22 protein-coding genes are annotated in these 26,862 nt (G+C 70.2%); 8 read left to right on the top strand and 14 right to left on the bottom strand.

The features are described from left to right. The first annotated feature begins 133 nt into the window (after nucleotides 1-133). On the top strand, nucleotides 134-1,837 hold the full coding sequence (locus WS45_RS09950; protein ID WP_059699623.1) for a thiamine pyrophosphate-binding protein: 1,704 nt from the start codon (nucleotides 134-136) through the stop codon (nucleotides 1,835-1,837). Beyond that, complete coding sequence (locus WS45_RS09945; RefSeq protein WP_059699620.1) at nucleotides 1,834-2,928, top strand: glycosyltransferase family 9 protein; 1,095 nt, start codon at nucleotides 1,834-1,836, stop codon at nucleotides 2,926-2,928. Before WS45_RS09950 ends, WS45_RS09945 begins: the two co-directional genes overlap by 4 nt. 60 nt (nucleotides 2,929-2,988) lie before the next feature. Here WS45_RS09945 and WS45_RS09940 read toward each other — a convergent pair whose 3' ends face one another. The 3 genes from WS45_RS09940 to exaC all read right to left on the bottom strand — a co-directional run bounded on the left by WS45_RS09940 (nucleotide 2,989) and on the right by exaC (nucleotide 6,529). Next, nucleotides 2,989-4,023 carry a helix-turn-helix domain-containing protein gene (locus WS45_RS09940; protein ID WP_059531131.1) on the bottom strand — a complete coding sequence of 345 codons (1,035 nt, stop codon included), beginning with the start codon at nucleotides 4,021-4,023 and terminating at the stop codon, nucleotides 2,989-2,991. 185 nt (nucleotides 4,024-4,208) lie between these two features. Next, nucleotides 4,209-4,751, bottom strand: a complete 543-nt coding sequence (locus tag WS45_RS09935; protein WP_059699619.1) for a hypothetical protein — start codon at nucleotides 4,749-4,751, stop codon at nucleotides 4,209-4,211. Between the two features lie 251 nt (nucleotides 4,752-5,002). Further along, on the bottom strand, nucleotides 5,003-6,529 hold the full coding sequence (gene exaC / locus WS45_RS09930; protein ID WP_059531136.1) for an acetaldehyde dehydrogenase ExaC: 1,527 nt from the start codon (nucleotides 6,527-6,529) through the stop codon (nucleotides 5,003-5,005). 317 nt (nucleotides 6,530-6,846) lie between these two features. On the opposite strand from exaC, the gene WS45_RS09925 reads away from it, so the two are divergent. Continuing rightward, nucleotides 6,847-7,275: a pyridoxamine 5'-phosphate oxidase family protein gene (locus WS45_RS09925; RefSeq protein ID WP_059691516.1), complete on the top strand. Its 429-nt coding sequence runs from the start codon at nucleotides 6,847-6,849 to the stop codon at nucleotides 7,273-7,275. A gap of 50 nt (nucleotides 7,276-7,325) precedes the next feature. On the opposite strand, the gene WS45_RS09920 is transcribed toward WS45_RS09925, so the two are convergent. Continuing rightward, a complete protein-coding gene (locus WS45_RS09920) occupies nucleotides 7,326-8,930 on the bottom strand; it encodes an MFS transporter (protein ID WP_059699616.1) in 1,605 nt (534 codons plus the stop codon). 150 nt (nucleotides 8,931-9,080) lie between these two features. On the opposite strand from WS45_RS09920, the gene WS45_RS09915 reads away from it, so the two are divergent. Then, the gene (locus WS45_RS09915) at nucleotides 9,081-9,965 is read left to right on the top strand and encodes a LysR family transcriptional regulator (protein WP_059699614.1); all 885 of its coding nucleotides are present in this window, start codon (nucleotides 9,081-9,083) and stop codon (nucleotides 9,963-9,965) included. Between the two features lie 13 nt (nucleotides 9,966-9,978). On the opposite strand, the gene eutC is transcribed toward WS45_RS09915, so the two are convergent. The 4 genes from eutC to WS45_RS09895 all read right to left on the bottom strand — a co-directional run bounded on the left by eutC (nucleotide 9,979) and on the right by WS45_RS09895 (nucleotide 15,349). Further along, nucleotides 9,979-10,770, bottom strand: coding sequence for an ethanolamine ammonia-lyase subunit EutC (gene eutC, locus WS45_RS09910; RefSeq protein ID WP_059699612.1), 792 nt, complete (start codon nucleotides 10,768-10,770; stop codon nucleotides 9,979-9,981). Further along, nucleotides 10,767-12,164 carry an ethanolamine ammonia-lyase subunit EutB gene (locus tag WS45_RS09905; RefSeq protein WP_059699609.1) on the bottom strand — a complete coding sequence of 466 codons (1,398 nt, stop codon included), beginning with the start codon at nucleotides 12,162-12,164 and terminating at the stop codon, nucleotides 10,767-10,769. Before WS45_RS09905 ends, eutC begins: the two co-directional genes overlap by 4 nt. Before the next feature lie 106 nt (nucleotides 12,165-12,270). Beyond that, on the bottom strand, nucleotides 12,271-13,683 hold the full coding sequence (gene eat, locus WS45_RS09900) for an ethanolamine permease (protein WP_059531155.1): 1,413 nt from the start codon (nucleotides 13,681-13,683) through the stop codon (nucleotides 12,271-12,273). Between the two features lie 193 nt (nucleotides 13,684-13,876). Further along, nucleotides 13,877-15,349 carry a mechanosensitive ion channel gene (locus WS45_RS09895; protein WP_059531158.1) on the bottom strand — a complete coding sequence of 491 codons (1,473 nt, stop codon included), beginning with the start codon at nucleotides 15,347-15,349 and terminating at the stop codon, nucleotides 13,877-13,879. Nucleotides 15,350-15,623: 274 nt separating this feature from the next. Here WS45_RS09895 and WS45_RS09890 point away from each other — a divergent pair, with 274 nt between their 5' ends. Further along, nucleotides 15,624-16,502 (top strand): AraC family transcriptional regulator, encoded by an 879-nt coding sequence (locus WS45_RS09890; RefSeq protein WP_059699607.1) that lies wholly within the window; start codon nucleotides 15,624-15,626, stop codon nucleotides 16,500-16,502. Nucleotides 16,503-16,594: 92 nt separating this feature from the next. Here WS45_RS09890 and WS45_RS09885 read toward each other — a convergent pair whose 3' ends face one another. Then, nucleotides 16,595-16,939 carry a zinc ribbon domain-containing protein gene (locus WS45_RS09885; RefSeq protein ID WP_059699605.1) on the bottom strand — a complete coding sequence of 115 codons (345 nt, stop codon included), beginning with the start codon at nucleotides 16,937-16,939 and terminating at the stop codon, nucleotides 16,595-16,597. Nucleotides 16,940-16,949: 10 nt separating this feature from the next. After that, nucleotides 16,950-19,445 (bottom strand): heavy metal translocating P-type ATPase, encoded by a 2,496-nt coding sequence (locus WS45_RS09880; protein ID WP_059699603.1) that lies wholly within the window; start codon nucleotides 19,443-19,445, stop codon nucleotides 16,950-16,952. Nucleotides 19,446-19,526: 81 nt separating this feature from the next. On the opposite strand from WS45_RS09880, the gene cadR reads away from it, so the two are divergent. Together cadR and WS45_RS09870 are read left to right on the top strand one after the other, a co-directional pair. Continuing rightward, the gene (cadR, locus tag WS45_RS09875) at nucleotides 19,527-19,958 is read left to right on the top strand and encodes a Cd(II)/Pb(II)-responsive transcriptional regulator (RefSeq protein ID WP_059531173.1); all 432 of its coding nucleotides are present in this window, start codon (nucleotides 19,527-19,529) and stop codon (nucleotides 19,956-19,958) included. Nucleotides 19,959-20,026: 68 nt separating this feature from the next. Continuing rightward, nucleotides 20,027-20,599: a PadR family transcriptional regulator gene (locus tag WS45_RS09870; protein WP_059531176.1), complete on the top strand. Its 573-nt coding sequence runs from the start codon at nucleotides 20,027-20,029 to the stop codon at nucleotides 20,597-20,599. 28 nt (nucleotides 20,600-20,627) lie between these two features. Here WS45_RS09870 and WS45_RS09865 read toward each other — a convergent pair whose 3' ends face one another. The 4 genes from WS45_RS09865 to WS45_RS09850 form a co-directional block, all read right to left on the bottom strand. After that, nucleotides 20,628-22,058, bottom strand: coding sequence for an FAD-binding oxidoreductase (locus WS45_RS09865; protein WP_059699601.1), 1,431 nt, complete (start codon nucleotides 22,056-22,058; stop codon nucleotides 20,628-20,630). Between the two features lie 13 nt (nucleotides 22,059-22,071). Beyond that, nucleotides 22,072-22,860 carry an ABC transporter substrate-binding protein gene (locus WS45_RS09860; protein ID WP_059699723.1) on the bottom strand — a complete coding sequence of 263 codons (789 nt, stop codon included), beginning with the start codon at nucleotides 22,858-22,860 and terminating at the stop codon, nucleotides 22,072-22,074. Nucleotides 22,861-22,974: 114 nt separating this feature from the next. Beyond that, nucleotides 22,975-24,129: a pyridoxal phosphate-dependent aminotransferase gene (locus WS45_RS09855; RefSeq protein ID WP_059699600.1), complete on the bottom strand. Its 1,155-nt coding sequence runs from the start codon at nucleotides 24,127-24,129 to the stop codon at nucleotides 22,975-22,977. Between the two features lie 266 nt (nucleotides 24,130-24,395). Next, nucleotides 24,396-25,064 carry a TetR/AcrR family transcriptional regulator gene (locus tag WS45_RS09850; protein ID WP_059699598.1) on the bottom strand — a complete coding sequence of 223 codons (669 nt, stop codon included), beginning with the start codon at nucleotides 25,062-25,064 and terminating at the stop codon, nucleotides 24,396-24,398. A 73-nt stretch (nucleotides 25,065-25,137) separates the two neighbouring features. Between WS45_RS09850 and WS45_RS09845 the strand changes: the two genes are divergently transcribed. Beyond that, the gene (locus tag WS45_RS09845) at nucleotides 25,138-26,790 is read left to right on the top strand and encodes an acyl-CoA dehydrogenase family protein (protein WP_059699596.1); all 1,653 of its coding nucleotides are present in this window, start codon (nucleotides 25,138-25,140) and stop codon (nucleotides 26,788-26,790) included. Nucleotides 26,791-26,862: the final 72 nt, after the last annotated feature.

Genomic DNA, 26,862 nt, shown 5'->3' with positions numbered 1-26,862 from the left:
TGACGGCGGGCGGGCGCACGCGCCGGGGCGCGCCACCGCCCCGCTCGTTCCGACACTTTTCGCCGGCCGGCGTACCGGCGCCCCGCCGACAGGCGTAAGCTGTAGCTCCCGCTACCCAGGGAGACGGCAGCCCATGTCGCATTCCAAGGATCTCGAGCCGCGCGCCACCTCCGGCGCGCGACTGCTCGTCGATGCGTTGCTCGCCAATCACGTCGAACGCGTGTTCTGCGTGCCGGGCGAGAGCTTCCTCGCCGTACTCGATGCGCTGGCGGACGACACCGCGCGCATCCAGACGGTCGTCTGCCGCCACGAGGCGGCCGCCGCGAACATGGCGGAGGCGGTCGGCAAGCTGACCGGCCGTCCCGGCATCGCGTTCGTCACGCGCGGGCCCGGCGCGACCCACGCGTCGATCGGCGTGCACACCGCGTTCCAGGACTCGACGCCGATGATCCTGTTCGTCGGCCAGTGCGCGCGCGAGCACCTCGACCGCGAAGCCTTCCAGGAAATCGACTACCGCCGCATGTTCGGCCAGATGGCGAAATGGGTCGCGCAGATCGACGACCCACGCCGCATTCCCGAATACCTGAGCCACGCATTTCACGTCGCGACGTCCGGCCGGCCCGGTCCGGTCGTGCTCGCGCTGCCCGAGGACGTGCTGTCCGAAGCCTGCGCGCCGCAGCCCGTCGTGCCGGCCGCGAAGCGGGTCGCGGCGTCGCCGTCGGCCGCGCAGGTCGACGAGCTGCGCGAACGGCTCGCGCGCGCCGAGCGGCCGTTCGCGATCGTCGGCGGCAGCGGCTGGACACCCGACGCATGCGCGAACCTGCGCACCTTCGTCGAGCGCTGGCAACTGCCGGTCGCATGCGCGTTCCGCTTCCAGGACACCTTCGACAACGCGCACCCGAACTACGCGGGCGACGTCGGTCTCGGGATCAATCCCGCGCTCGGCAAGCGGATCCGCGACGCCGACCTGCTGCTGGTGCTCGGCCCGCGCCTGGGCGAAGCGACGACCGGCGGCTACACGCTGCTCGACATCCCGAAGACGCGCCAGACGCTGATCCACGTGCACCAGGGCGCGGACGAGCTCGGCCGCGTGTATGCGGCCGATCTGCCGATCGTGTCGGGGATGCCGGAGATCGCGGCGCCGCTCGCCGCGCTCGAACCGCCGGCGCACCCCGCGTGGGCCGGCACGGCCGCCGACGCGCACCGTGCATACCGCGAATGGCATGCGCCGCTGCCGATGCCCGGCGACGTCCAGCTCGGCGACGTGATGGTGCAGCTGCGCGAGCGCCTGCCGCACGACGCGATCCTGACCAACGGCGCCGGCAACTACGCGATCTGGCTGCATCGCCACTTCGCGTACCGGCACTTCCGCTCGCAGCTCGCGCCGACCAGCGGCGCGATGGGCTACGGACTGCCCGCCGCGCTCGCCGCGAAGTCGCTGTATCCGTCGCGCGCCGTCGTCGCGCTCGCCGGCGACGGCTGCTTCATGATGGCCGGCAACGAACTCGCGACCGCGATGCAGTACGGGCTGAACATCGTCGCAATCGTCGTCAACAACGGGCATTTCGGCACGATCCGCATGCATCAGGAGCGCAACTATCCGGGCCGCGTGCACGGCACCGGGCTCACGAATCCCGATTTCGCCGCGTATGCGCGCGCGTTCGGCGCGCATGGCGAGACGGTCGAGCGCACCGCCGACTTCGCGCCCGCGCTGGAGCGCGCACTGACCTGCGGGCTGCCGGCGCTGATCGAGATCCGCATCCCGCAGGACGCCAGCACGCCGGCCGCCACGCTCGAGCAGATCCGCGAACAGGGCCGCCGCGCGCGCGGCGCATGACCGTGGAACGGCGCACCGCCGCGGCCGGCCTCGCGCTGTCGCGCGACGACGCGCTCGCCCACCCCGGCACGCTGCTCGCGCCCGACGGCACGCTCGTCGCGCCGTACGACCTCGAGCACGGCGGCGGCCCCGCGGAGAATCACGTGCCGGCCGCGCCGGCGCTCGGCCTGCTGCACGCCGCGCGCCAGCCGTTCCGGCTCGACTACGACCGCATGACGGACGTGCACGTGATCAACGGAATGGGCGTCACGCTCGGCGACTCGGTGATCGGGCTGACCGCGCTCGCCGCGCTGCGCGCGATGCATCCCGGCCTGCGCTTCACGCTGTTCCGGCCGGCCCGCGCGCCGCGCTACGTCGACGCGCTGTATGCGCTCGCGGCCGACGTCGTCGCGCCGTCGCGTGCGCTGCCGTGCGCCGCCGATGCACTGCCCGCGCATGCGCCGTGCGTCGATCTCGGCAATCACCTGTATTGGCCCGCGTTCGCACGGCAGCCGATGATCGACTTCTTCCTGGACGCGCTCGGCGCCGATCCGGCCACGGTGCCGCCCGCCGCGAAGCGCAACCGCTGGCTCGCGCGGCTGCGGCTGCCCACGCTGCCGGCCGAATGGCGGCGGCCATACGTGCTGTTCTGCCCGACCGCGAGCACCGCGGTGCGCAGCGTGCCGCCGGCGCTGCACGCGACGTTCGTCGAGCGACTCGCGCAGCGTTACGGGCTGCCGGTGGTCGGCTTCGGCCCGGTCGCGCATCCCGCCTACGTCGACGTGAGCCGCGACGCGGCCGACACCGCGCGCTTCATTGCCTGGGTCAAGGGGGCGAGCGTGCTGTTCGCGCCCGATACGTCCGCGCTGCATCTCGCCGACGGCTTCGACGTGCCGACGCTCGGCTGTTTCACGACGATCGGGCCGGCGCTGCGCGTGCGCGACTATCCGCGCTGCGTGCCGGTCGCGCTCGACGTGCCGGCCGAGTTGCACGGGCTGCATCGCAGCGAGCGACCGGACGATCTCGCGGCGGTCGAAGCCGCATACCGGGCGATCGACTGGGATGCCGTGCCGTGGCCTGCGCCGCGCGACGCGGCGGCTACGTCCGGATAGAAAAACGAAAATCGCCCGAAGGATCGGGCGTGCAGCGGCAGCCATGCGCCGCCGCCCGACTCATCCCGCCGCCACCGTCACCGCGCGCTCGCGCAGCGTCTCCGACGGCCGCTTGCCGAACAGCCGCCGATAATCGGTCGCGAACTGGCTCAGGTGCCAGAAGCCCCACGCCTCCGCGACGTCCTGCACCGAGCCGGCCGCCCGCCCGCACAGGTCGCGCCGCGCGCCGTTCAGCCGCAGCGTGCGCAGGTAGGTCGCGGGCGCCATGCCGAGCACGTCCTGGAAGCAGTACTGCAGCGTGCGCCGGCTCACGTGCAGTTGCTCGCACAGCTCGGGCACGCCGACCGGGCGCGTGCGGTGCGCGAGCACGTACTCGCGCGCCTGCTCGACGATCCAGCGCCGTGTCGACGGCGCGCCGCCGACGCCATCGTCCGCGGGCTGCGCGCACGCATCGAACAGCGCGGCCAGCACCTCGGCCTGCAGGTCGTCGCGCTGCGCGTCGGGCAGCGGCCCGCCCACGGCCGCCGCGCCGTCGAGCCGGCGGCCGAGCAGCGCGCACAGGCGCGCGAGCCGCGTATCGCCGACCTGGATCACGCGCTGCGTGAACAGCCGCTCGTCGAGCGCGCGGTGTTCGACTTCCTCCGCGTAGCGGCGCAGCACGTCGCCGCGCACGACCACGCCGTAGATCGAGAACTGCGCGGGCGTCAGCAATTCGAATTCGACGTTGCCGGGCCGGAACGCGAGCGCACCGGGCCCGATGCGGCACGCATCGACGCGCGCGGTGCCGTCGCTGACCAGCGGGATGCCGAACCAGTACGCGTCGCCGCGCACCTCGCATGCCTGGCGCAGCAGGTGGCTGGTCGATTCGCGAAACAGCTTCATCGTGTCGAGCGGCAGCTCGGTCAGCGTGCCGACGAAGCGGCCGGCCGCGAGCTGGTCGTAAGTCTGCCGCCAGCCGATCAGGTTGCGCGCCTGCTCGTCGGCGTCGTGCGCGACGCTGACCACGGCCTGGCCGGCGAGCGCGTCGTCGCCCTGCGCGCTGCACCGCGTGTCCTCGGCCGTCGGCTCGGCCATGCACTCCACTCGTTGACCCATCGTGTTCTCCTCACCTGCCCGGAACTGCGTCCAACACGCAAGTCCCGTGCCGAACCGCGCGGTCCGGCGACAAGCCCGTCATTGCACGCCGTGCGGCCGCCGCGCGCCATGAGGGCGCACCCGGAGGCGGCACGCCACGCACCGCGCGGGTGCGGCATGCGCGCCGCACGCAGCCCGGCGACGCGCTACGCGCCCGGCCGCAACCGCACGACCCGCGTGCCGCAATTGCCGTACGCCTGCGCGACCGCCAGCTCGACGATCGGGCTGCCGGCCGGCCAGGGCGCGGCATCCGCCGCCGGCAGATCGGCGCGCAACGTCGCGCGGCCGTTGATCCGATAGCGGATGCCGCGCACGAAATCGACGAACAACAGCCCGACGCCGCTGCCGTCGCACGCGCGCGCATCGATCCGGTCGCCGTCGCCGTGCGTCGGCAGCGCGAAGCGCAGCGTCTTCGTGTCGATCACGCGCACGACCGGCCACAGGTCGCCGTTCGCGTCGCGCATGCCCTGCACGATGTCGCAGGTCACGCGCGCCGGGCCGCCGCACGTCGTGCCGACGAACATGAACGGCTGCGATTCGACGAACTGGCGCACGCCGATGCTCAGCCGCGTCGTGACGACGTCGCTCATCCGCTCGGCTTCGTCGGCGACGCCGAACCGGTGCTGCGCGTCGAGCTCGCCCGCGTGGAACACCGGGTGACGCGGATAGGATCGGGGCGGTTCTGCCATGCTGGTTTCCGTCGGGCCCATCGATGGATGCGCGATGCGGGCGCGAACGCGCGACGGCCGGTGCCGCGCAGCCGACGCGCGTATCGAATGACGAAAGGCGAAAAACGGCGAAGTGCCGGACGATCGCCCGGACCGTCGAACGTTGCACGGCGATCCGGCGTCGGACGACACGCCGCCGTCCGGCACCGGCCACCGCACCGGGCAGCATTGCGCCGCCGCCCGGCCCGCACTTCGCCTCCCCGCGCCGGCGATCAGAAGAACCCGAGCGCCTCGGCCTGGTAGCTGACCAGCAGGCACTTCGTCTGCTGATAGTTCGACAGCGCCATCTTGTGCGTCTCGCGGCCGATACCCGACTGCTTGTAGCCGCCGAACGCCGCATGCGCGGGGTACAGGTGGTAGCAGTTGGTCCACACGCGGCCGGCCTCGATCTCGCGGCCCATGCGGTATGCGCGCGTGCCGTTGCGCGTCCACACGCCCGCGCCGAGCCCGTAGAACGTGTCGTTCGCGAGTTCGATCGCTTCCTGCTCGTCCTTGAACGTCATCACCGACGCGACCGGCCCGAAGATCTCTTCCTGGAACACGCGCATCTTGTTGTTGCCGAGCAGCATCGTCGGCTTCACGTAGTAGCCCGTGCCGAGGTCGGCGGCCGGTGCCGTGCGCTCGCCGCCCGTCAGGCATTGCGCGCCTTCGTCGCGGCCGATGTCGATGTACGACAGGATCTTGTCGAGCTGCTGCTGCGACGCCTGCGCGCCGATCATCGTCTGCAGGTCGAGCGGGTGGCCGGCCTTGATGCGCTCGACGCGCGCGACGGCCTTCTCGATGAAGCGTTCGTAGATCGATTCCTGGATCAGGATCCGCGACGGGCACGTGCACACCTCGCCCTGGTTCAGCGCGAACATCGCGAGCCCTTCGAGCGCCTTGTCGAGGAACGCGTCGTCCTGGTCGAGCACGTCGGCGAAGAAGATGTTCGGGCTCTTGCCGCCCAGTTCGACCGTCGACGGGATCAGGCTCTCGGCCGCGGTGCGCAGGATGTGCTTGCCGACCGGCGTCGAGCCGGTGAACGCGATCTTCGCGATGCGCTTGCTGGTCGCGAGCGCCTCGCCCGCTTCCTTGCCGAAGCCGTTGACGATGTTGATCGTGCCGGCCGGGAACAGGTCGCCGATCAGCTCCATCAGCACCAGCACCGACGCGGGCGTCTGCTCGGCCGGCTTCATCACGACGCAGCAGCCGGCCGCGAGCGCCGGCGCGAGCTTCCATGCGGCCATCAGCAGCGGAAAGTTCCACGGGATGATCTGGCCGACGACGCCGAGCGGCTCGTGGAAGTGATACGCGACGGTGTTGTCGTCGATCTCGGAAATGCCGCCTTCCTGCGCACGGATGCAGCCCGCGAAATAGCGGAAGTGGTCGATCGCGAGCGGCAGGTCGGCCGCCATCGTCTCGCGCAGCGGCTTGCCGTTGTCGATCGTCTCGGCCACCGCGAGCAGCTTCAGGTTCTTTTCCATCCGGTCGGCGGCGGCGAGCAGCAGGTTCGCGCGCTCGGCGACCGACGTCTTGCCCCACTTGCGGCGCGCGGCGTGCGCGGCATCGAGCGCGACCTCGATGTCGTCGGCGCCGGAGCGCGGCACGCGACAGAACGGCTTGCCGTTGATCGGCGACACGTTCTCGAAATACTCGCCCTTCACCGGCGCAACCCACTTGCCGCCGATGTAGTTGTCGTACTGCTGACGATACGGATATTCGACGTCGAGGCCCAGTTGTTTCAGGTCAAACGGGTTCATACATGTCTCCTGTTCATCGTGCTTGTGTGAATGCAGCGCCGGTTGGATCGCGCTGCACGGTTTACGCAACATGCGTGCCAAACCGGCCGAAAACGGAACAGGAGCGGTGCGTCCGGCCGCCCGCCGCGGGCGGTGCCGGCGCACGGAAAACGAGTGTGCCGAATCTGAACACCGCGACGGCACAGGCGGCGCGGCGGGTGTTCTGATTTTCCACAGCGCGCACGCGCACGCATCGCCGCGCGCCTCGCGCACAGCGTGGCATGTCGCTTGCGTGCGGAACGCGGATCCGCACGCACCGGCCACGCGCCGCCCGAACCATGAACGACCCGCGCCCCCTCGGCGACGATGCCGTCGCGTTCATCCACGAACAGGCTTTCCTGATCGTCGCGACCGCGAACGCGGCGGGCGACGGCGACTGCTCGTATCGCGGCCGGCAGCCGCGCGCGGACGGCTCGTTCGCCCCGCTCGTCGACCTGCCCGATCGCCGTACGCTCGTGCTGCCCGATTTCGCGGGCAACAACCTGTTCAACACGATCGGCAACCTGCTCGTGAATCCGGCGATCGCGCTGCTGTTCGTCGATTTCGTCCGGCAGACGACGTGGCTCGTGCAAGGGCGCGCGGCGATCGATGAAGACGCCGGCAGTCGCGCGCACCTGTGGCCCGATGCGCTGCGCTATGTGGTCGTCGAGGTGGAAAGCGCGCAGGCGCGGGCCGATGCGGGATTGCCGCCGCTCGTGCTGGCGTGAGGCGCGGCGCCATGTCGTCGTCGACCCGCGCGCCCCCGGCGACGCCCCGCTCACCGCCCGCTTGCCTCCGCGCAAGCCGGTCCGGTTCGGCCGCGCGCCGGCGCGTCGGGATGCGCATGTTCACCGTCGTCGCCGCGCGCTTCGGTCGCCCCGGGCCGTGCACCCAGAAACGCGAACACCACCACCGCACACAGCACCGTGACGACCGCGAGCCCGATCAGCAGCCGATCGAACGCGTGCGTATAGCTCGCGAGCAGCGCCGTACGCCCGACGCCCGGCAACACGGCCGCCGCGCCGGCGAGATCGCCGGTGGCGAGCCGCGCGGCCGCGCGCAACGCCGCGTCGGACGCGCCCGACGCCTGCCGCAAATCGGCGTGCGCGAGCGTCGCCAGCACCGCGCCGGCGATCGCGAGCGCGATCCCCTCGCCCGCCACGCGCGTCGTGCTGAAAATTCCGGTCGCCATCCCCGCGCGCTCCTTCGGCACGACGCTGACCGACAGCCCGTCCATCAGCCCCCACGGCATGCCGGCCCCGACGCCGATCGCGAGCATCGGCGCGATCGCCGCCGGCCCCGCGCCGCCGCGCAGCGCGACGTCCAGCCACACGAGGCCCGCCGCCGCGAGCAGGAGCCCGAGCCCCGAGATCACGCCGGCCGACAGCCAGCGCGTGAGCGTCGCCGCGACGAGCGGCACGACGAGCATCGGCGCGGAGATCGCGAGCATCAGCCAGCCCGCACCGATTTCGCTGAAGCCGTCGACGCCGATGAAGCGCAGCGGCAACACGACGAGCAACACGATGTAGCAGCAGCAGGTCGACACCGGCAGCACCTGCACGCCGACGAAGCGCGGAATCCGGAACAGCGACAGGTCGAGCATCGGCCGCGCGACGCGCGTCTCGATCGCGACGAACGCGCACGCGCCCAGCGCCGCGGCCGCCAGCAGCGCGACGACGAGCGGATGCGTCCAGCCGCGCGCGGGCGCCTCGATCACGCCGAACGTGAACAGCGTGAGCGCGGCGGTGAACGCGGCCGTGCCGGGCCAGTCGAGCCCGGTCGCGTGCGGATCGCGCGACTCGTGCATGCGCGGCAGCCCGAACGCGAGCGACAACGCGCCTGCCGCCGCGCCCGTGACGAAGATCGCGCGCCAGCCGAAATGCGCGATCAGGCCGCCGGCGAGCACGGGCCCGAACGCGAGCCCGATCCCGAACGTCGTGCCGAGCAGGCTGAACGCGCGCGTGCGCGCCGCGCCGTCGAACTCCTGCGCGAACGCGGCCGTGCCGCCCGCGAGCGCCGCGGCCGCCGCGAGCCCCTGCGCGGCGCGCAGCAGGTCGACGGCGAGCATCGACGGCGCGAACGCGAGCGCCACCGACATCAGCGTGAAGCCGCCGACGCCGATCGCGAACACGCGCTTGCGGCCGAACTGGTCGGCCAGCGCGCCCGCCGCCATCAGGAAACTGCCGAACGCGAGCATGAACGCGTTGGTGATCCAGTTCATCGCGACCGGGCCGCCGTGCAGGTCGCGGCCGATCGCGGGTGTCGCGACCGCGCCGCCCGAAAACGACAGCGGCAGCGCGACGGCCGCCATGCAGACGGCGGCCAGCACCCACGCGCGCCGGCGCGCCGACGTGGCTGTAGCGGCTGAAAACGGGTGATCCATCATCGCTCCTCGAAAAGCCGGCGCGGATGCGCCTCAAGCGCGATCAAGGATAATTTCGATTCAATCGTCGAAAAACGATGTGAAGCTCCGCATATAGCGGACTAAAATTCTTCAATTCACCGCTTCGCGCCCGCGCGCCCGCCTACGTCGATGGAAAACCTGAACGGCATCGCCGCCTTCGTCCGCACCGCCGAAGCGCTCAGCTTCGTCGCGGCCGGCCGCGCGCTCGGCATCTCGGCCTCCGCCGTCGGCAAGACGATCGCGCGGCTCGAGCAGTCGCTCGGCGTGCGCCTGTTCAACCGCACGACGCGGCGCGTCACGCTGACCGACGAAGGGCGCCATTTCTACGAACGCTGCCAGCGGATCCTCGAGGATTTTCGTGATGCGGAGGCGACCGTGACGGCCTCCGCGCAGCGCCCGCGCGGCAAGCTGCGCGTGAGCCTGCCGGTGATCGGCTACCGGTTCCTGCTGCCGGTGCTGCCCGAATTCAGGCAGCGCTATCCGGACGTCGAGCTCGACCTGGATTTCAACGACCGGATGGTAGACGTCGTCGAAGGCGGCTTCGACGCGGTGATCCGCAGCGGTCCGCTGTCGGATTCGAGCCTGATGTCGCGGCGGCTCGGCCCATTCGCGTTCGTGCTGTGCGCGACGCCCGCGTATCTCGCGCGGGCCGGCCTGCCGCGGGCGCCGCACGATCTCGAAACGCACGATTGCGTGCGCTACTGTTTCCCGACCACCGGCAAGCTGCAGGACTGGGCGCTCGCCGCCGACGACGGCACGCCGCTGAAGCTGCGCACCGCGATGACCTGCAACAACATGGAGGCGCTGCGCGGCGCGGTGATGGCGGGGCTCGGCATCGGCTACATGCCCGACTTCCTCGCGCGCGACGCGCTGGACACCGGCGCGCTCGTCACCGTGCTCGACGACTACCGGATCGCGCCGGGGCAGTTCTCGATCGTGTGGCCGTCGAGCCGGCAGTTGTCGCCGAAGCTGCGCGTGTTCGTCGATTTCCTGTGCGAGCGGTTGTTCAAGTAGACGGGGCGCCCCGTCACACCGCGCCGATCCGCTCCGCTTCCCCCTGCGGCAACAACGCATCGCTGTCGTCCTTCAGGCCGACGCCCGTCAGCTTGAGCCTGCGCGCATGCGTCATCAGGTAATGCAGCTTGTGCGCGGCGGCGGCATGCGGCAGCCCTTCGGGGCGCACGTTCGAGATGCAGTTGCGCAGCGCGTCGTGGCAGCCGACCTTCGGCGCCCAGGTCAGGTACACGCCGAGGCTGTCCGGCGAACTGAGCCCCGGCCGTTCGCCGATCAGCATCGCGACGACCTGCGCGCGCAGCAGCTCGCCGATCTCGTCGCCGAGCGCGACGCGCGCCTGCGTCGCGACCACCACCGGGCCGACCCGCCAGCCGTCGGCGTCGAGGCGCGGCCGCATCGCCTGCAGCAACGGCAGCGCCTGCTTCGCGGCCGCGAAGGCCGACAGCCCGTCGCCCACCACGAACACGACGTCCGGCGCATCGTCGAGCGCCGCGCCGTAGCCGGCCAGCAGCGCGCGTCCGTCGTCGGACAGCTTGCGGCCGAGATCGGGCCGGCGCAGGTAATGCTGGCGATCGGGCGCCGCGCTCTGCACGCCGAGCGTCGCGAAGCCGGCCGCGTCGATCTCGCGGCGCAGCGCGTCCGCGTCGAGCGGCTGGTGCACGGCGTCGCGCGCCTGCGCGTGCGACAGGTTGAACGCGAGCAGCGGCGCGGTCGGCAGGCTGCTGCCCGCACGGCCGAGCGCGATCCGCGCGTTCGTGAACGACTTCAGCTGCGCCCACGGATTCTTTTCGACGGCGTCGCTCATGCCGAACTCCCCATCCAGTCGTTCGCGCCCGCGAGCAGCGGCACGCGCGCGTTCGCGGCGCGCAGCGCGCCGTGCGCGTCGGCGATCTCCATCGTCTCCAGCCATTCCTCGAACTCGGGCGCGCGGCGCAGGCCGAGCACCTCGCGCACGTAGAGCTGGTCGTGAAACGACGTGCTCTGGTAGTTCAGCATCACGTCGTCCGCGCCCGGAATCCCCATGATGAAGTTGATGCCGGCGGCGCCCAGCAGCGTCAGCAGCGTGTCCATGTCGTCCTGGTCGGCTTCCGCGTGATTCGTGTAGCAGATGTCGCAGCCCATCGGCACGCCGAGCAGCTTGCCGCAGAAGTGATCCTCGAGCCCCGCGCGAATGATCTGCTTGCCGTCGTACAGATATTCCGGCCCGATGAAGCCGACCACCGTGTTCACGAGGAACGGATCGAACTTGCGCGCGACCGCATACGCGCGCACCTCGCAGGTCTGCTGGTCGACGCCGAAATGCGCGTTCGCCGACAGCGCGCTGCCCTGGCCCGTCTCGAAATACATCAGGTTGTTGCCGACGGTGCCGCGCCGGAGCGACAACGCGGCCTCGTGCGCCTCGCCGAGCAGCGCGAGCGAGATCCCGAAGCTCGCGTTCGCCTTCTCGGTGCCCGCGATCGACTGGAACACCAGGTCGACCGGCGCGCCCTTCTCGATCGCCGCGATCGTGTTGGTCACGTGGGTGAGCACGCACGATTGCGTCGGCACGCCGTAGCGCTCGCGGAATCCGTCGATCATCGCGAGCAGCTTCACGATCGCCGCGAGGCTGTCGGTCGCCGGGTTGATGCCGATCATCGCGTCGCCGCAGCCGTACATCAGCCCGTCGAGCATCGACGCGGCGATGCCCTTCACGTCGTCGGTCGGATGGTTCGGCTGCAGCCGCACCGACATCCGGCCCGGCAGCCCGACCGTGTTGCGAAAGCGCGTGACGACGCGGCGCTTGCGCGCGGCCGCGATCAGGTCCTGGTTGCGCATCAGCTTCGACACGGCCGCGACCATTTCGGGCGTGAGGCCCGGCGCGATCCGTTCGAGCGCGGCGCCGTCGGCCGTGGGCGACAGCAGCCAGTTGCGGAAGTCGCCGACGGTAAGGTGCGAGATTTCCGCGAACGCGGCCGCGTCGTGATCGTCGAGGATCAGGCGCGTGACCTCGTCGTGTTCGTACGGAATCACCGCCTCGTTCAGGAACGCCTTCAGCGGCACGCCCGCGAGCGCGATCTTCGCGGCGACGCGCTCCTCCTCGCTCGCCGCCGCGACGCCGGCGAGCTGGTCGCCGGAGCGCAGCGGGCTCGCCTTCGCGAGCAGCGTCTTCAGGTCCGCGAAGCGGTACGTACGCGGGCCGATCGTCTCCGTGTAGGACATCGTTCGAATCTCCTTGCCAGTCCTTGCCTTGCGAAACGCCGACGGCGCGCCCGTTCGACGGGGCGCGCCGGATGCCGTCACCAGCGGCCGTTCGGGTTCGTCATCGTCATTCCTCCAGCAGCACGTCGGCCGGCGCGCTCGCGCGCTGCGAACGGGTCGCGAGGAAGTACGCGTAGCCGAGCGCGAGGAACGCGACGAACACCATCGCCACCAGCCCGTTGAAGTACACCATCGTCGCGAGGCAAATCAGGGCCGCAACGATCGCGAATGCCGGGAAGAACGGGTACAGCGGCGCGCGGAACGGCCGCGCCATGTTCGGCTGCGAACGGCGCAGCTTGAACAGCGCCGCCATGCTTACGATATACATCACGATCGCGCCGAACACCGACATCGTCACGATGTTGGCGGTGAGCGTCTGGCCGCCGAACTGGATCAGCTCGTCGCTGTAGATCGCCGCGATGCCGACCACGCCGCCCGCGAGGATCGCGCGATGCGGGGTCTTGAAGCGCGGATGCACCTTGCCGAGCCATTCCGGCAGGTAGCCTTCGCGGGCCAGCGCGAAGATCTGGCGCGAATAGCCGAGGATGATCCCGTGGAACGACGCGACGAGCCCGAACAGCCCGAGCCACACGAGCATGTGCATCCAGCCGCTGTTCGCGCCGACGATGTACTTCATCGCCTGCGGCAGCGGGTCGTTGATGTTCGCGAGCTTGGTCCAGTCGCCCGCGCCGCCGGCGAACACCATCACGCCGATGGCCAGCGCGACGAGCGTCAGGATGCCAGCCACGTAGGCGATCGGGATCGAGCGCTTCGGGTTCTTCGCCTCCTCGGCGGCCATCGCGACGCCTTCGATCGCGAGGAAGAACCAGATCGCGAACGGGATCGCCGCGAACATGCCGTGGAATGCGCCGACGCTGAAATGATCGGCGCCCGACCAGCCGCCCTTCATGAAGTTGCTCCACGCGAAGCCCGGCGACACCACGCCCATGAACACCAGCAGCTCGAAGATCGCGAACAGCGTGACGACCAGCTCGAACGTCGCGGCGATCTGCACGCCCACGATGTTCAGCGCCATGAACACGAGATACGCGCCCATCGCCGCGTGTTTCGGTTCGAGCCCCGGAAACTGCACGTGCAGGTACGCGCCGATCGCGAGCGCGATCGCGGGGGGCGCGAACACGAATTCGACGAGCGTTGCCGCGCCGGCGAGATAGCCGCCCGCCGGGCCGAACGCGCGGCGCGCATACGCGAACGGGCCGCCCGCGTGCGGGATCGACGTCGTCAGCTCGGTGAAGCTGAAGATGAAGGTGGTGTACATCGCCGCGACGAACAGCGCGGTGACGACGAAACCCAGCGTGCCCGCACTCGCCCAGCCGTAGCTCCAGCCGAAGTATTCGCCTGAAATCACGAGGCCGACCGCGATGCCCCACAGTTGCCAGGTCCCGAGCGTCTGCTGCAGCGCGGGCTGGCCGGACGACTTGGCGCCGGCGACGGGCCGGCCATTCGACTCTGCTTTCATCGGATTCTCCTGAAAGGCGCCGGCCTGCCAGGCCCGCGCGACTGAGAATCGATGCTAGAGAGTCATTAAACGACGTGTTATCGAAATTCGGCAAAGATGACGGCTGACGTTTCGCTGACGGCAACGCCGGCCGCGCGTCGCGGTCGTCCCGCGCGCGCCGTCCGGCCGCACGAGGCGGCCGGGCGGCCGACGCTTACTGGCCCGACGGGCCGCCGCCGCGCTGGTTGAACCAGCGGTCGAGCAGCTTGCCGGCGGCTTCGCGGCCGCCGAGGCCGAACGACAGCGCGACCGCCACCGCGATCGCGCCGAGCACGAGGCCGAACGCGAGCTGCACGATCTCGTTGGCGATGCCCATCGCGCGCAGCCCCATCGCGAATACCAGGCCGAGGATCGCGAATTGCGCGATCCGCGCGAACAGCACGCTGTGCTCGCGGTCGGCCTGCTCGATCACGCGGCGCGCGAGGCCCGCGAGCCACACGCCGATCACGAGGATCACGCCGCCCATCAGCACGTGGCCGCCGAATTCGATGAACAGCGTGACGACGTCGCGCACCTGCGTGAAACCGAGCCGGTTCGCGGCCTCGACCGACGCGAACAGCATCGCGAAGAACACGATCAGCCGCGCGACCAGCACCGACGGCTGCAGGATCCCCGAAAACACGCGCTCGACGCCGAGCACGGCCGGCAGCCCGTCGACGCCGGCGGCCTCCAGCAGCTTCTGCGCGAGCGACGCGACGAAGCGCGCGAAGTAGAACGTGACGAGCACGATCACGATCGCCGCGACGATGTCCGGCACCGCGCCGAGGAACTGGTTCAGCATGTTGGTGGCCGGGATCGAGATCGCGTCGATCTTCAGCGCGTCGAGCGCGGAGATCAGCGTCGGCACGAACACGAACACGTAGACGATGGTGCCGATCAGGCTCGACACGCGCACCGGCGTCGGGCTGTCGAGGCCTTGCGTGAGGCGGTCGGCGCCGGCGGCGACGAGCAGGTTCGTCACGAGACCGCGCAGCACGCGCGCGACGATCCAGCCGACGAAGCCGATCACCGCGGCCGCGAACAGGTTCGGCACGATCGCGAGCAGCTTGTCGACCATCCCCTGCACCGGCGACAGCAGGCCGGACAGCGCGAACGACGCGAGAATCGCCGGCAGGAACATCAGGATCACGAGCCAGAACAGCACGTCGCCGAGATAGCCGCTCATCGGCTGCATGCCCGCGCTTTCGGACAGCTTGTCGTCGACCTTGCTCGCCTTCAGCGCGCGGTTCGCGAGGCTGCGCAGCAGCGATGCGATCAGCCACGCGATCAGCGTCAGCGCCGCGCCGCCGATCAGGTTCGGCAGGTAGTTGACGATGTGCGTGACGAGCAGCGAGAACGGATTGGAGACCGCGTAGAGGTTGAGCACGTTGAAGATGCCCACCGCGGTGACGAGCAGCACGAGCCAGAACAGCCCGCCGGCGATGATCCGCTCGACGCACGCGCCCTGGCCGGTGCTTTCGTTGATCCGCTGATCGACCTTCAGCGCGTTGAGCAGCCGGAGCGCGCCGGCCCGCACCGCCACGGCGATCAGCCAGCCGATCACCAGGATGCCGATCGCGCCGGCGATCTTGGGCAGGTATCCGCCTAGCGTGGTCTGCAGCGACGTGATGAAGCTGGAAGCATCCATTTCTTCTTCTCCCGAAAACGTGGCGTTGCGATTGAACATCGACGAACTACCTGCGTACTCCGAAAACCGTGCGTTGCCGTCCGAGCAACTTACCCGAGAAAAATGACGCGATCACCCGATTTCACCGTCTTTAACTTTAGACATAGATCGACGGGAACGAGACCCAATTTCGCCAAAATAAAAAGGGCCGGAATTCTTTGCCCTACGCATTTCCGCAAGATTTATCAATCGGCGGCGTGCTACCGTGACGTCGACTCTTGCCCGGGATGCACGCATGACCGTCGACACGAAAGCCGAAACGCCCGCCTGGACCCGCTATGCGGCACGCATCGCGCGCGTTCACGACTACATCCTCGCGCACCTCGACGACACGCTCGACCTGAACCGGCTCGCCGAAATCGCGTGCCTGTCGCCGTATCACTGGCAGCGCGTATATCGCGCGCTGTACGGCGAGTCGATCGTGCTGACGGTGCGGCGGATGCGGATCGTGCGCGCGTCCGAGGATCTCGTGTGCACCGCGCTGCCGCTCGACGCGATCGCGCGGCGCGCCGGCTACGGCTCGACGCACGCGTTCGCCCGCGCATTTCGCGATGCTTACGGCGTGCCGCCCGCGCAGCACCGGCTCGCCGGGGTCCACCGGCCGATCTATCCGTTACAGCGAGGAGAGGAAGACATGTTCAAGCAGGAAGTCGAGATCCGGCGGCTGCCGGAACTGCGCGGTTATGCGGTGCCGCATACGGGCGCGTACCTGAAGGTCGGCGACGCGTTCGGGCAGATCGGCGCGTGGGCCGGGCGGCACGGGCTGATCGGCCCCGGCGCGCGGATGATCGGGATCTTCTACGACGATCCGGATACGACGCCCGAGGCGCAGTTGCGCGCGAAGGCGTGCTTCGTGCCGGCCGACGGCGCGCCGGACGTCGAGCCGACGCCGCCCGTGGAGCGCATCGCGGTTGCCGGCGGCGAGTACGCGGTGTTGCTGCACACGGGGCCGTATGCGGACCTGAAGACGGCCTACCAGTGGCTGTACGGCGACTGGCTGCGGCACTCGGGCCGCGAAGCCGCCGATGCGCCGCCGTTCGAGCTGTATCTGAATACGCCGATGGATGCGGCGCCGGCCGACCTGCGCACCGAGATTCATTTGCCGCTGCGTTGAGCGGTGTTGCGTGGCGCGGGGGTTCCGAGCCCGCACGCCGTGCCGTCTTGGGGATCGGCCGTCACGCCGGCAGCACGGCCGGCGATCGCGCCTTACCCGGCCTGCGTCCCGCAGCCAGGGCAGAAGCGCGCGTCGGCGGCCAGCGCCGCGTGGCACCGGCTGCACGCCTTGCCGCGCTGCGATACGCCGCACTGCGCGCAGAATCGCGCATCCGCGGCGTTGATCGCGCCGCAGCCTGCGCACGCGAGCTGGCGCAGCGGCACGTTGCCGCCCGGACCGCCCTGCGCGTCGGCCGACGGCTGCCAGCCCCATCCGTTCCGGTCGCGGCCGCGTGCGTCGTGGCCGCTGGGACCGCCGCGTTGCTGCCCGCCGTGATGCCCGCCGCTGCCGTGGCCACCTCCGCCGTGGCCGCCCAGGATCCGCTTCAGAAAGCTCATCGCCCGCTCCTCATCGCTTCGCCGTCGCGCCGTCGAACACACCTGTCTTCGACAGCAGCCGCAGCCCGTTGCCGACGACGATCAGGCTCGCGCCCGCATCGGCGAACACGGCCATCCACATCGTGCCGAGCCCCGCGACCGTGAGGCCGAGGAACACGATCTTCACGCCGAGCGCGAAGCCGATGTTCTGCACCAGCACGCGGTGCGTCGCGCGCGACAGCCGCACGAACGCGGGGATCTTGCGCAGGTCGTCGTCCATCAGCGCGACGTCGGCCGTCTCGATCGCCGTGTCGGTGCCCATCGCGCCCATCGCGAAGCCGATGTCGGCGCGCGCGAGCGCCGGTGCGTCGTTGATGCCGTCGCCGACCATCCCGACCGCGCCCGCACCGCCCGCCGACAGTTCCTCGACCGCCGCAAGCTTGTCCTCGGGCAACTGGTTGCCGCGCGCATCGTCGATACCGGCCTGCCGCGCAATCGCCTGCGCGGTGTGCGGGTTGTCGCCGGTCAGCATCGCGGTGCGGATGCCGAGCGCGTGCAGGTCGGCGATCGCCGCGCGGCTGGTGTCCTTGATCGTGTCGGCCACCGCGAAGATGCCGAGCACGCGCGTGTCGTCGACCAGCATCACGACGCTCTTGCCCTGCCGCTCGAGCGCGTCGAGCTTCGCCTCCAGCGCCGGCGAGCAGCGTTCGAGCTCCTCGACGAGGCGGTGGTTGCCGAGCCAGTAGCGCGTGCCGTCGATCGTGCCGCGCACGCCGCGCCCGACGAGTGCTTCGAAGTCCTCTACATCGGCGAACGCTGCCGTCTGTGCGTCGCGGGCCGCGGCGGCGATCGCCTGCGACACGGGGTGATCGGAGCGCGCCGCGAGGCTCGCGCCGAGGTGACGCACGCGCGCCGCGTCGACGTCCGTCGCATGCGGGTCGAAATCGGTCTGCACCGGCTTGCCGTGCGTGATCGTGCCGGTCTTGTCGAGCGCGAGCCACGCGAGCTTGCGGCCTTCTTCGAGATATACGCCGCCCTTCACGAGAATCCCGCGCCGTGCCGCGGCCGCGAGCCCCGACACGATCGTCACCGGTGTCGAGATCACCAGCGCGCACGGGCACGCGATCACGAGCAGCACCAGCGCACGGTAGATCCAGTCGTGCCACGCGCCGCCCATGACGAGCGGCGGCGCCACCGCGACCAGCAGCGCGACCGCGAACACGATCGGCGTATAGACGCGCGCGAACTGGTCGACGAAGCGCTGCGTCGGCGCCTTCGCGCCCTGCGCTTCCTCGACCGCGTGGATGATCCGCGCGAGCGTCGAGTTGGCGGCCACCGCCGTCACGCGATAGTCGAACGAACCCGCTTCGTTGATCGTGCCCGCGTACACCGCGTCGCCGGACGTCTTGTCGACCGGCAAGCTCTCGCCGGTGATCGGCGCCTGGTTCACCGTCGAGCGGCCCGCGACCACTTCGCCGTCCAGCCCGATCCGCTCGCCCGGCTTCACGCGCACGATCGCGCCGAGCGCGACCTGCGCGGCCTCGATCGTGCGCCACGTGCCGTCGGCGTCCTGCACGGTCGCGGTGTCGGGCGCGAGCTGCATCAGACCCTGGATCGCGTTGCGCGCGCGATCGAGCGACTTCGCCTCGATCAGCTCGGCGATCGTGAACAGCACCATCACCATCGCGGCTTCCGGCCACTGGCCGATCGCCATCGCGCCCGTCACCGCGATGCTCATCAGCGCGTTGATGTTCAGGTTGCCGTTGCGGATCGCGATCCAGCCTTTCTTGTAAGTGGTCAGCCCGCACGCGAGCACCGCCGCGAGCGCCAGCACCGCCGACAGCCACACCGGCAGGCCGGCCCAACTCACGGCCTCGGACGCGATCGCGGCGACGCCGGCCAGCGCGAGCGGCCACCACGGCTTCGCGGGCGGCGGCGCGACGGGGGCTGCCGGTGCGTCGGCCGACGCGGCTTCCGGCGTCATCCCGAGCGTGCGGATCGCGCTTTCGATCGCCGGCTGCGCACCGGGCACGTGTTCGACGGTCAGCATCCGCTGCATCAGGTTGAATTCGAGCGCCGAGACCTGCTGCATTCCGCCGAGCTTCTTGCGAATCAGCGTTTCCTCGGTCGGGCAGTCCATCTGCATGATCCGGAACGCGGAGCGGACGTGACCCGACGCGGTCGCCCGCGCGACCGGCAGCGGCGCGAGCGTCAGCGCGGCCGGCGCGCAGCAGGCGCCGGCCGCGTGGTCGTGGTCGTGGTCGTGGTCGTGGTCGTGACCGGCATGGTCATGCGCCGCGTGGGCGTGCGCCGTCCCGCGCGCGGATGCGTGATCGTGCTCATGATCGTGGCCGCATGCATGCGGCTGCGCGCGGTGCGCCGCCGCGTCGCCATGCGCGTGCTCGCCGGCCGCCGGCGCCGCGTCGGCAACGGTCGCCGCCTGCGTGTCGCGCGCGTCGGCGCAGCACGCATCGGCGCCGCCGGCATGGCGGTGTCGTGGGTCGGGGGTACGCTGGGCGTCGGTCATGACAACCTCCTCTATGGCTTGACGGTGTAGAGTTAACACCCTGAAGCCACTACAAGGTCAACCCTTACAACGGAGAAAGCCATGAAGATCGGCGAACTGGCCAAGGCGGCCCGCTGCACGCCCGAAACGATCCGCTTCTACGAGAAGGAGGGGTTGATGCCGGACGCCGAGCGCACCGATTCGAACTACCGCAACTACACCGACGTGCACGTCGAGCGGCTGCGCTTCATCCGCAACTGCCGCGCGCTCGACATGGCGCACGACGAAATCCGCGCGCTGCTGCAGCTCACCGACACGCCGGCCGACCCGTGCGATTCGGTCAACGCGCTGCTCGACGAGCACATCGGCCACGTCGACGCGCGCCTCGCCGAACTGACGCATCTGCGCGATCAGCTCACCGAATTGCGCCGCCAGTGCGTCGGCGAACATTCGGTCGAGGACTGCGGCATCGTTCACGGTCTCACGACGATGGAAACCGTCGCGCCGGCCGCGAAGCGCTCACACCTCGGCTGAAACCCTTGTGGAATATGATAGTCTAGTCGATACTAGTTATATTCTCACTAGAAGTAACCGAACTATTCATGGCAACAAGCCGCCCGTCTCCGCTCGCGCTCGCGGTCCTCGCGACGCTCACCGAAACGCCGATGCATCCCTACGGAATGCTCCAGCAGTTGAAGGCGCGCGGCTATGACGAAGTCGTCAACGTGCGGCAGCGCACGAGCCTCTACCAGACGATCGACCGGCTGCTGCGCGACGGGCTGATCGCCGTGCACGACACCGAGCGCGACGGCGCGTTTCCCGAACGCACGCTGTACACGCTGACCGAAGCCGGGCATACGGCCGGGCAGGCGTGGCTGCATGCGCTGCTCGCGGAGCCCGCGCGCGAGTTTCCGGCATTCGGCGCCGGCCTCGCATTCCTGCCGCTGCTCGACGCCGACGATGCGCGCCAGCAACTCGAGCGCCGCATCGCCGCGCTCGACACCGAACGCGAACGTCTCGAGTCGCTGCGCAACGCCGCGCAGAACGACCAGGTGCCGCGCCTGTTCCTGTTGCAGAACGAACATGCGCTCGTGCTGCTCAACGCGGAGCTCGACTGGGCGCGCAGCGTCGTCGAACACCTGAAGATCGGCGCGCTGCGCTGGGTCGACGGCTGACGCGCCCGCCTCGGCTCGCGCCGATCGATCAAAGCACCTTGCCGGGATTGAGCACGCCGGCGGGATCGAGCGCGGCCTTCAGGCGCCGCATCAAGCCGATTTCCGCTTCGCTGCGCGTGTGCGCGAGATAGGCGCGCTTGAGCATGCCGATGCCGTGCTCCGCCGACACCGAGCCGTCCATATCCCGAACGACCGCGTAGACGCAGCGATCGATCGCATCGGCGTCCGCGTCGCGCATGCCGGCGAGCGATACGCCGATATGCACGTTGCCGTCGCCGACGTGGCCGAAGAACAGGCACACGATGTCGGGCCACACCGCACGCAACGCCGCCTCGCAGCGTTCTGCGAACCGGCCGAGCTCGCCCGTCGGCAGGCTCACGTCGAAGTTCACCAGATGCGGCAGCGCATCGATCGCAAGGCCCTCGCGCAACGTCCACAGGTCGCGCACCTGCCGCTCGGACGTCGCAAGCGCCGCATCGTCGACCAGCCCCGCCTCGATCGCATCCGCCAGGCCGGTTTCCAGCGCCTGGCGCGCATCGCCGCCCGGTGCGCTCGTCGCGCACTCGATCAGCACCGCGAAGCCGCCGTCGCCCGCGAACGGCGCGACGACGCCGGGCGTGCGGCCCGCGACGTAGTCGTAGAAGGCCGGCCACATCGCTTCGAAACTGACGATCTCGGGCAGTGCGCGCAGGCGGTTCCACAACCCGACGACGGCGTCGTAGCCATGCACGCGGCAGAGCGCGGTGGCCGGCGCGGCGAGCTTCGGATGCAGCCGCAACACGGCGCGCGTGACGACGCCGAGCGTGCCTTCGCTGCCGATGAACAGCTGCTTCAGGTCGTAGCCCGCGTTGTTCTTCAGCATCCGGTTCATCGACGACACGACGGTGCCGTCGGCGAGCACGGCCTCGAGTCCGAGCACCTGCTCGCGCATCATGCCGTAGCGGATCGCGCGCGTGCCGCCCGCGTTGGTCGCGAGCATGCCGCCGATCTGGCACGAACCGCGTGCGCCGAGATCGACGCCGAACGTGAAGCCCGCCGCGTCCGCGGCCTCCTGCACCGTCTGCAACGGCGTCCCGGCGCGCACCGTCATCGTGCCCGCCGCCGCGTCGATTGCCTCGACGCCCGCGAAACGCTCCATCGACAGCACGATCTCGCCGCCCAGCGCGACCGCGCCGCGCGCGAGCCCGGTGAGGCCGCCCTGCGGCACGACCGGCTGCCCGAGCCGCGTGCACAGCGCGAGCGTGCGCGACACGTCGTCGACGCTGCGCGGCCGCACCAGCGCGCGCGGCCGCACACCGGCCGGCTCGTTGTACGCGGTGAAGTAGCGCGGATCGATCTCGGCCGCCCGCGTGACCAGCGTGTCGCCCAGTGCGGCGACGAGCGCCGCCTCGAGTGCGACGTCCGCCGGCATCGCCGCACCGTCGCCGCCGGGCTCTCCGCCCGTATCCAGGCTCTGCATCGTGCGCGTCCGCTTACTTGGTGGAGATGTCGATATCGCCGAAGTACTTCTGGCCGAGCGACTTCACCGTGCCGTCCGCCTTCAGCTTGTCGATCGCGGAATCGAGTTTCGCCTTCAGCGCGTCGTCGCCCTTGCGCAGGCCGAACGCGATCCCGCTGCCGAGAATCCGGTCGTCGCGCACCGGCTGGCCGACGAACGCGAAACCCTTGCCGTCCGGGCGCGACAGGAAGCCGCGCTGGCCGGCCGGCGCGAGCACCAGCGTTGCGTCGAGACGGCCCGCCACGAGATCCGCATACACCTGGTTCTGATCCTGGTACGCGACAACCGACACGCCGGCCGGCTCCCAGTGCGCCTTCGCGTAGGTTTCCTGGATCGATGCCTGCAGCACGCCGACGCGCTTGCCCTTCAGCGATTCCGGCGTCGGCAGCAGGCCGCTGCCGGTGCGCGCGATCAACTGCGTCGGCACGCGGTAGATGATCGTCGTGAAGTCGATCGCCTGGCGCCGCTGTTCGGTCGCGTTCATCGCCGAGTTGATCGCGTCGAACTTGCGGCCCTTCAGCGCGGGAATCAGCCCGTCGAACGACGTCTCGACCCACTTGCACGACAGCTTCGCGGTCTGGCAGACGGCGTTGCCGACGTCGATGTCGAAGCCCTGCAGATCGCCGTTCGGCGCCTTCGACTCGAACGGCGGGTATTGCGCCTCGAGGCCGAAACGCAGCGTCTGCCCGTCGGCGAGCGCCGCGCCGGAACCGAGCGCGCACGCGAGGGCGAACGCGAGCTTGAGGGTATTTGCATGCTTCATCGTGATCTCCTGGCTTGTCGGCCGGCGCCGTGCGGTCGCACGTGCGCCGGTTCCGGCGGTGACTTTCCGTGCGACGTACACGTCGCCTGTTTGGGGTGCGGGCCGCGCCCGCGATTACAGCGAACGCAACCGCCGCGCGCCTTCGATCAGCGTCGCGTCGTCCTTCGAGAAACTGAGCCGGATCACGCCCGCGTCGGTGCCGTCGGTGTAGAACGCCGACAGCGGAATCGTCGCGACGCGCGCATCGCGGATCAGGCGCAACACGAAGTCGCTGTCGCGTTCGTCCGAGAAGTGCCGGAAGCGCGCGAGCATGAAGAACGAGCCTTCGCTCGGCAGCAGCTCGAAGCGCGAACCGGCCAGCTCGCGCGCGAGCAGGTCGCGCTTGGCCTGGTAAAACGCCGACAGGCCGAGATAGCTTTCCGGCCGCGCGAGGATTTCCGCGAACGCGACCTGCATCGGCGTATCGGCCGAGAACACCATGAACTGGTGCACCTTGCGGATCTCGTCCATCAGTTCGGCCGGCGCGATGCAATGGCCGACCCGCCAGCCCGTCACGTGGAACGTCTTGCCGAACGACGACACGATCACGCTGCGCCCGGCGAGCTCACGGTGACGCGCGACGCTCTGATGCTGCGCGCCGTCGAACACCACGTGCTCGTAGACCTCGTCCGACAGGACCACGATGTCGGTATCGCGCGTGAGCTGCGCGAGCCGTTCGAGATCGTCGGCAGAGAACACCGTCGCGGTCGGGTTGTGCGGCGTGTTAACGATGATCATTCGCGTGCGCGGCGTGATCGCCGCGGCGACTTCGTCCCAGTTCACGCGGAAATGCTCGGGCGACAGCTTGATCGCGACCGGCGTCGCGCCCTGCAACCGCACGATCGGCGCATAGCTGTCGAACGACGGCTCGAAATAGATCACTTCGTCGCCCGGATGCACGAGCGCGCTGATCGCCGCGTAGAGCCCTTCGCTCGCGCTCGCGATCACCGTGATCTCGGTGCCCGGGTCGTAGCGCGTGCCGTACAGCGCCTCCGTCTTCTCCGCGAGGCGTTCGCGCAGCGACGCGACGCCGGCCATCGGCGCGTACTGGTTGTGGCCGTCGCGCATCGCGCGCGCGACGCCCTCGACGAGCGCCGGATCGGGCGCAAAATTCGGCGCGCCCTGCGACAGGTTCAGCGCATCGTGCTGCGCGGCGAGCTGGCCGATCACCGTGAAGATCGTCGTCCCGACGTCCGGCAGTTTCGAGCGGGGCGTGGTGGCGCTTCGCATGACTCCTCCTTCAGATGTCCTTCGGACCGGCCCGCGCGACGCGCGCGGCCCGGCTCATGACGCATGATTTAGCCCGAGCCAATAAGGGCGGACAATCGAAAGTTCGTCATGGCGGCCATGCATTTTTCTCATGATCGGCCATCCGCAATGCTCGATGCCAAGGCCGTGTGGCCGGCAATGCATGCGCATCCGGCATTTCCCTTAGGCCCAGGTCGCGCTCGCGGCGGGCTTGCGCCGGATGCTCGGCCGCACGGCCGCGCCGCGCGTCACGCGCCCGCGGCCGCCAGATAGGCGGCCAGCACGGCCTGCAACTCGCCGCGCAACGCGGCGAAGTCGAGCGCCGGCCCGAGCGTGAGCAGCGCCTGCGACACGCCGCCGTAGCAGACGGCATGCGCCATCCGCGCGATCCCGTCGAGCCGCGCGGCCGGCGGCGGATCGCTGCACTGCGCAAGCGCGTCGCGCCACAGCGCGACATACGCGTCGTAATGGCGGCGGTATGCGGCGAGCGGCGACACCTGCCGCTCCAGCGCGAAGAACGCGCTCCACGACGCGGCGTCGGCGGCGATCGCATCGACCTGCAGGTCGACGAGCGCGGCCGCGAGCGCGGCGCGCGGCATGCCGCGCAGCCCGTGCGCCGCTTCGCGCAGCCGGTCGGCCAGCGCCAGCACGCGCCGGTGGATGCACAGCGCGGCGAGGCTCTGCTTGTCGCCGAAGTATTCGTAGAAGGTGCCGACGCTCACGCCCGCGACGGCCGCGATTTCGCGGATCGTCGCCTTCGCGTAACCACGCTCGAGCAAAAGCTGAACGAAGGCCTGCTGAAGCGCGTCGGACGTGGCCTGCGCGCGCGACTGGCGCGGCCGGCGGCGCAACGCGGGCGCGGGTTGCGCCGCCGGCTGGCCGGGCGGCGCCGGAACCTGAACATGTCGCGGCGGCATATTTGCTACTCTGAAATTCAGCGGAAACGCGTTTGACCGGCAGACCGCGAAGCACGAGACCGGAGACAGCCCGATGACCGAATCGACCCATGCCGTCACGAACCAGTTCGACGAACTGGTCGACTATAACCTCTTCGCCACCGACGTCGCGCTGCGCGAGGCCATCGCCCGCGCGGGCGCCGGCTGGGCCGTGCCGCAGCTCGACGCGTACGGCGCGCGGCTCGGCAGCGCCGACACCGCGCAGCTCGCCCACGAAGCGAACCGCCACACGCCGGAACTGAACGCGTTCGACCGCCGCGGCCGGCGCATCGACCGCGTCGACTTCCATCCGGCGTGGCACACGCTGCTCGGCATGTACCGCAACGAAGGCTTCGTGTCGCTCGCGTTCCGCGATACGCGCCCGGGCCGCTGGGCCGCGACCGCGGCCGGCTTCTACCTGCACGGCCAGATCGAGGCCGGCACGCTGTGCCCGGCGACCATGACGCAGGCCGCGATTCCGGTGCTGCAGAAGGAACCCGCGCTGTGGGACCTGCTGCGCGACAAGCTGTACAGCGACGACTACGATCCGCGCGACGTGCCGGTCGCCGACAAGCGCTCGATCTGGTTCGGCATGGGCATGACCGAGAAACAGGGCGGCTCCGACGTGCGCGCGAACACGACGCTGGCGAGCGCCGTCGGCGCGGGCGGACGCGGCGGCGAATACCGGCTGCGCGGCCACAAGTGGTTTTTCTCCGCGCCGATGTGCGACGCGCACCTGGTCGTCGCGCGCACCGAAGCGGGCAGCCCGTCGTGCTTCTACGTGCCGCGCTGGCGGCCCGACGGGACGAAGAACGCGGTCGAGATCCAGCGGCTGAAGAACAAGGTCGGCAACCGCAGCAACTCGAGCAGCGAGATCGAGTTGAACGACGCCTGGGGCATCATGCTCGGCGACGAAGGCCGCGGCATTCCGACCATCATCGAGATGGCCACGCACACGCGGCTGAACTGCGTGCTCGGCAGCGCGGCGATGCTGCGCCAGGGCGTCGTGCAGGCGATCGCGTACACGCGCCAGCGCCACGCGTTCGGCCGCGCGCTCGCCGAGCAGCCGTTGATGCGCACCGTGCTCGCCGATCTCGCGCTCGAAAGCGAAGCCGCGCTCGCGCTCGCGATGCGTCTCGCCGATGCGTTCGAGCGCGACGACTCGCCGCGCGAACGCGCGTGGAAGCGGATCGTCACGCCCGCCGCGAAATTCTGGGTGTGCAAGCGCGCGGTCGAGCTGACCGGCGAGGTGATGGAAGTGTTCGGCGGCAACGGCTACGTCGACGACGGTCCGATCGCGCGGCTGTTCCGCGAAGCGCCGGTCAACTCGATCTGGGAAGGCTCCGGCAACGTGATGTGCCTCGACGTGCTGCGCGCGGTGTCGCGCGAGCCCGACGCGGCCGCGGCGCTCTTCGCCGAACTGACCGACCTCGGCGCGGGCGAACCGCGCATCCGCGCGGCGCTCGATGCGCTGCGCGCGATGCTCGCGGCACCGGCCGATACGCTCGAGGCGTCGGCCCGCGTGTTCGCGCAGCGGCTCGCGCTCGTCGCGCAGGCCTGCCTGCTGCGGCGCGACGCGCCCGCGGCCGTCGCCGACGCGTTCATCGCGACGCGGCTTGCCGCGCCCGACTGGGGCCGCATCGCGGGCGGCTTCGATCCGCACGCGCTCGACGTCGCCGCGCTGCTGCAGCGCGCGTACCCGGCCTGACGGGCGCCGAGCCCGCCGCCGACGCCAAAGAAAAAGCCACCGGACCCGACGGCCCGGTGGCTTCTTTGCATG

This window comes from Burkholderia sp. RF2-non_BP3 (assembly GCF_001522185.1).
Taxonomy (GTDB): Bacteria; Pseudomonadota; Gammaproteobacteria; order Burkholderiales; family Burkholderiaceae; genus Burkholderia; species Burkholderia diffusa.
Note: the sequence above shows the minus strand (reverse complement) of the source record. Positions and strands in the feature narration are given on the sequence as shown.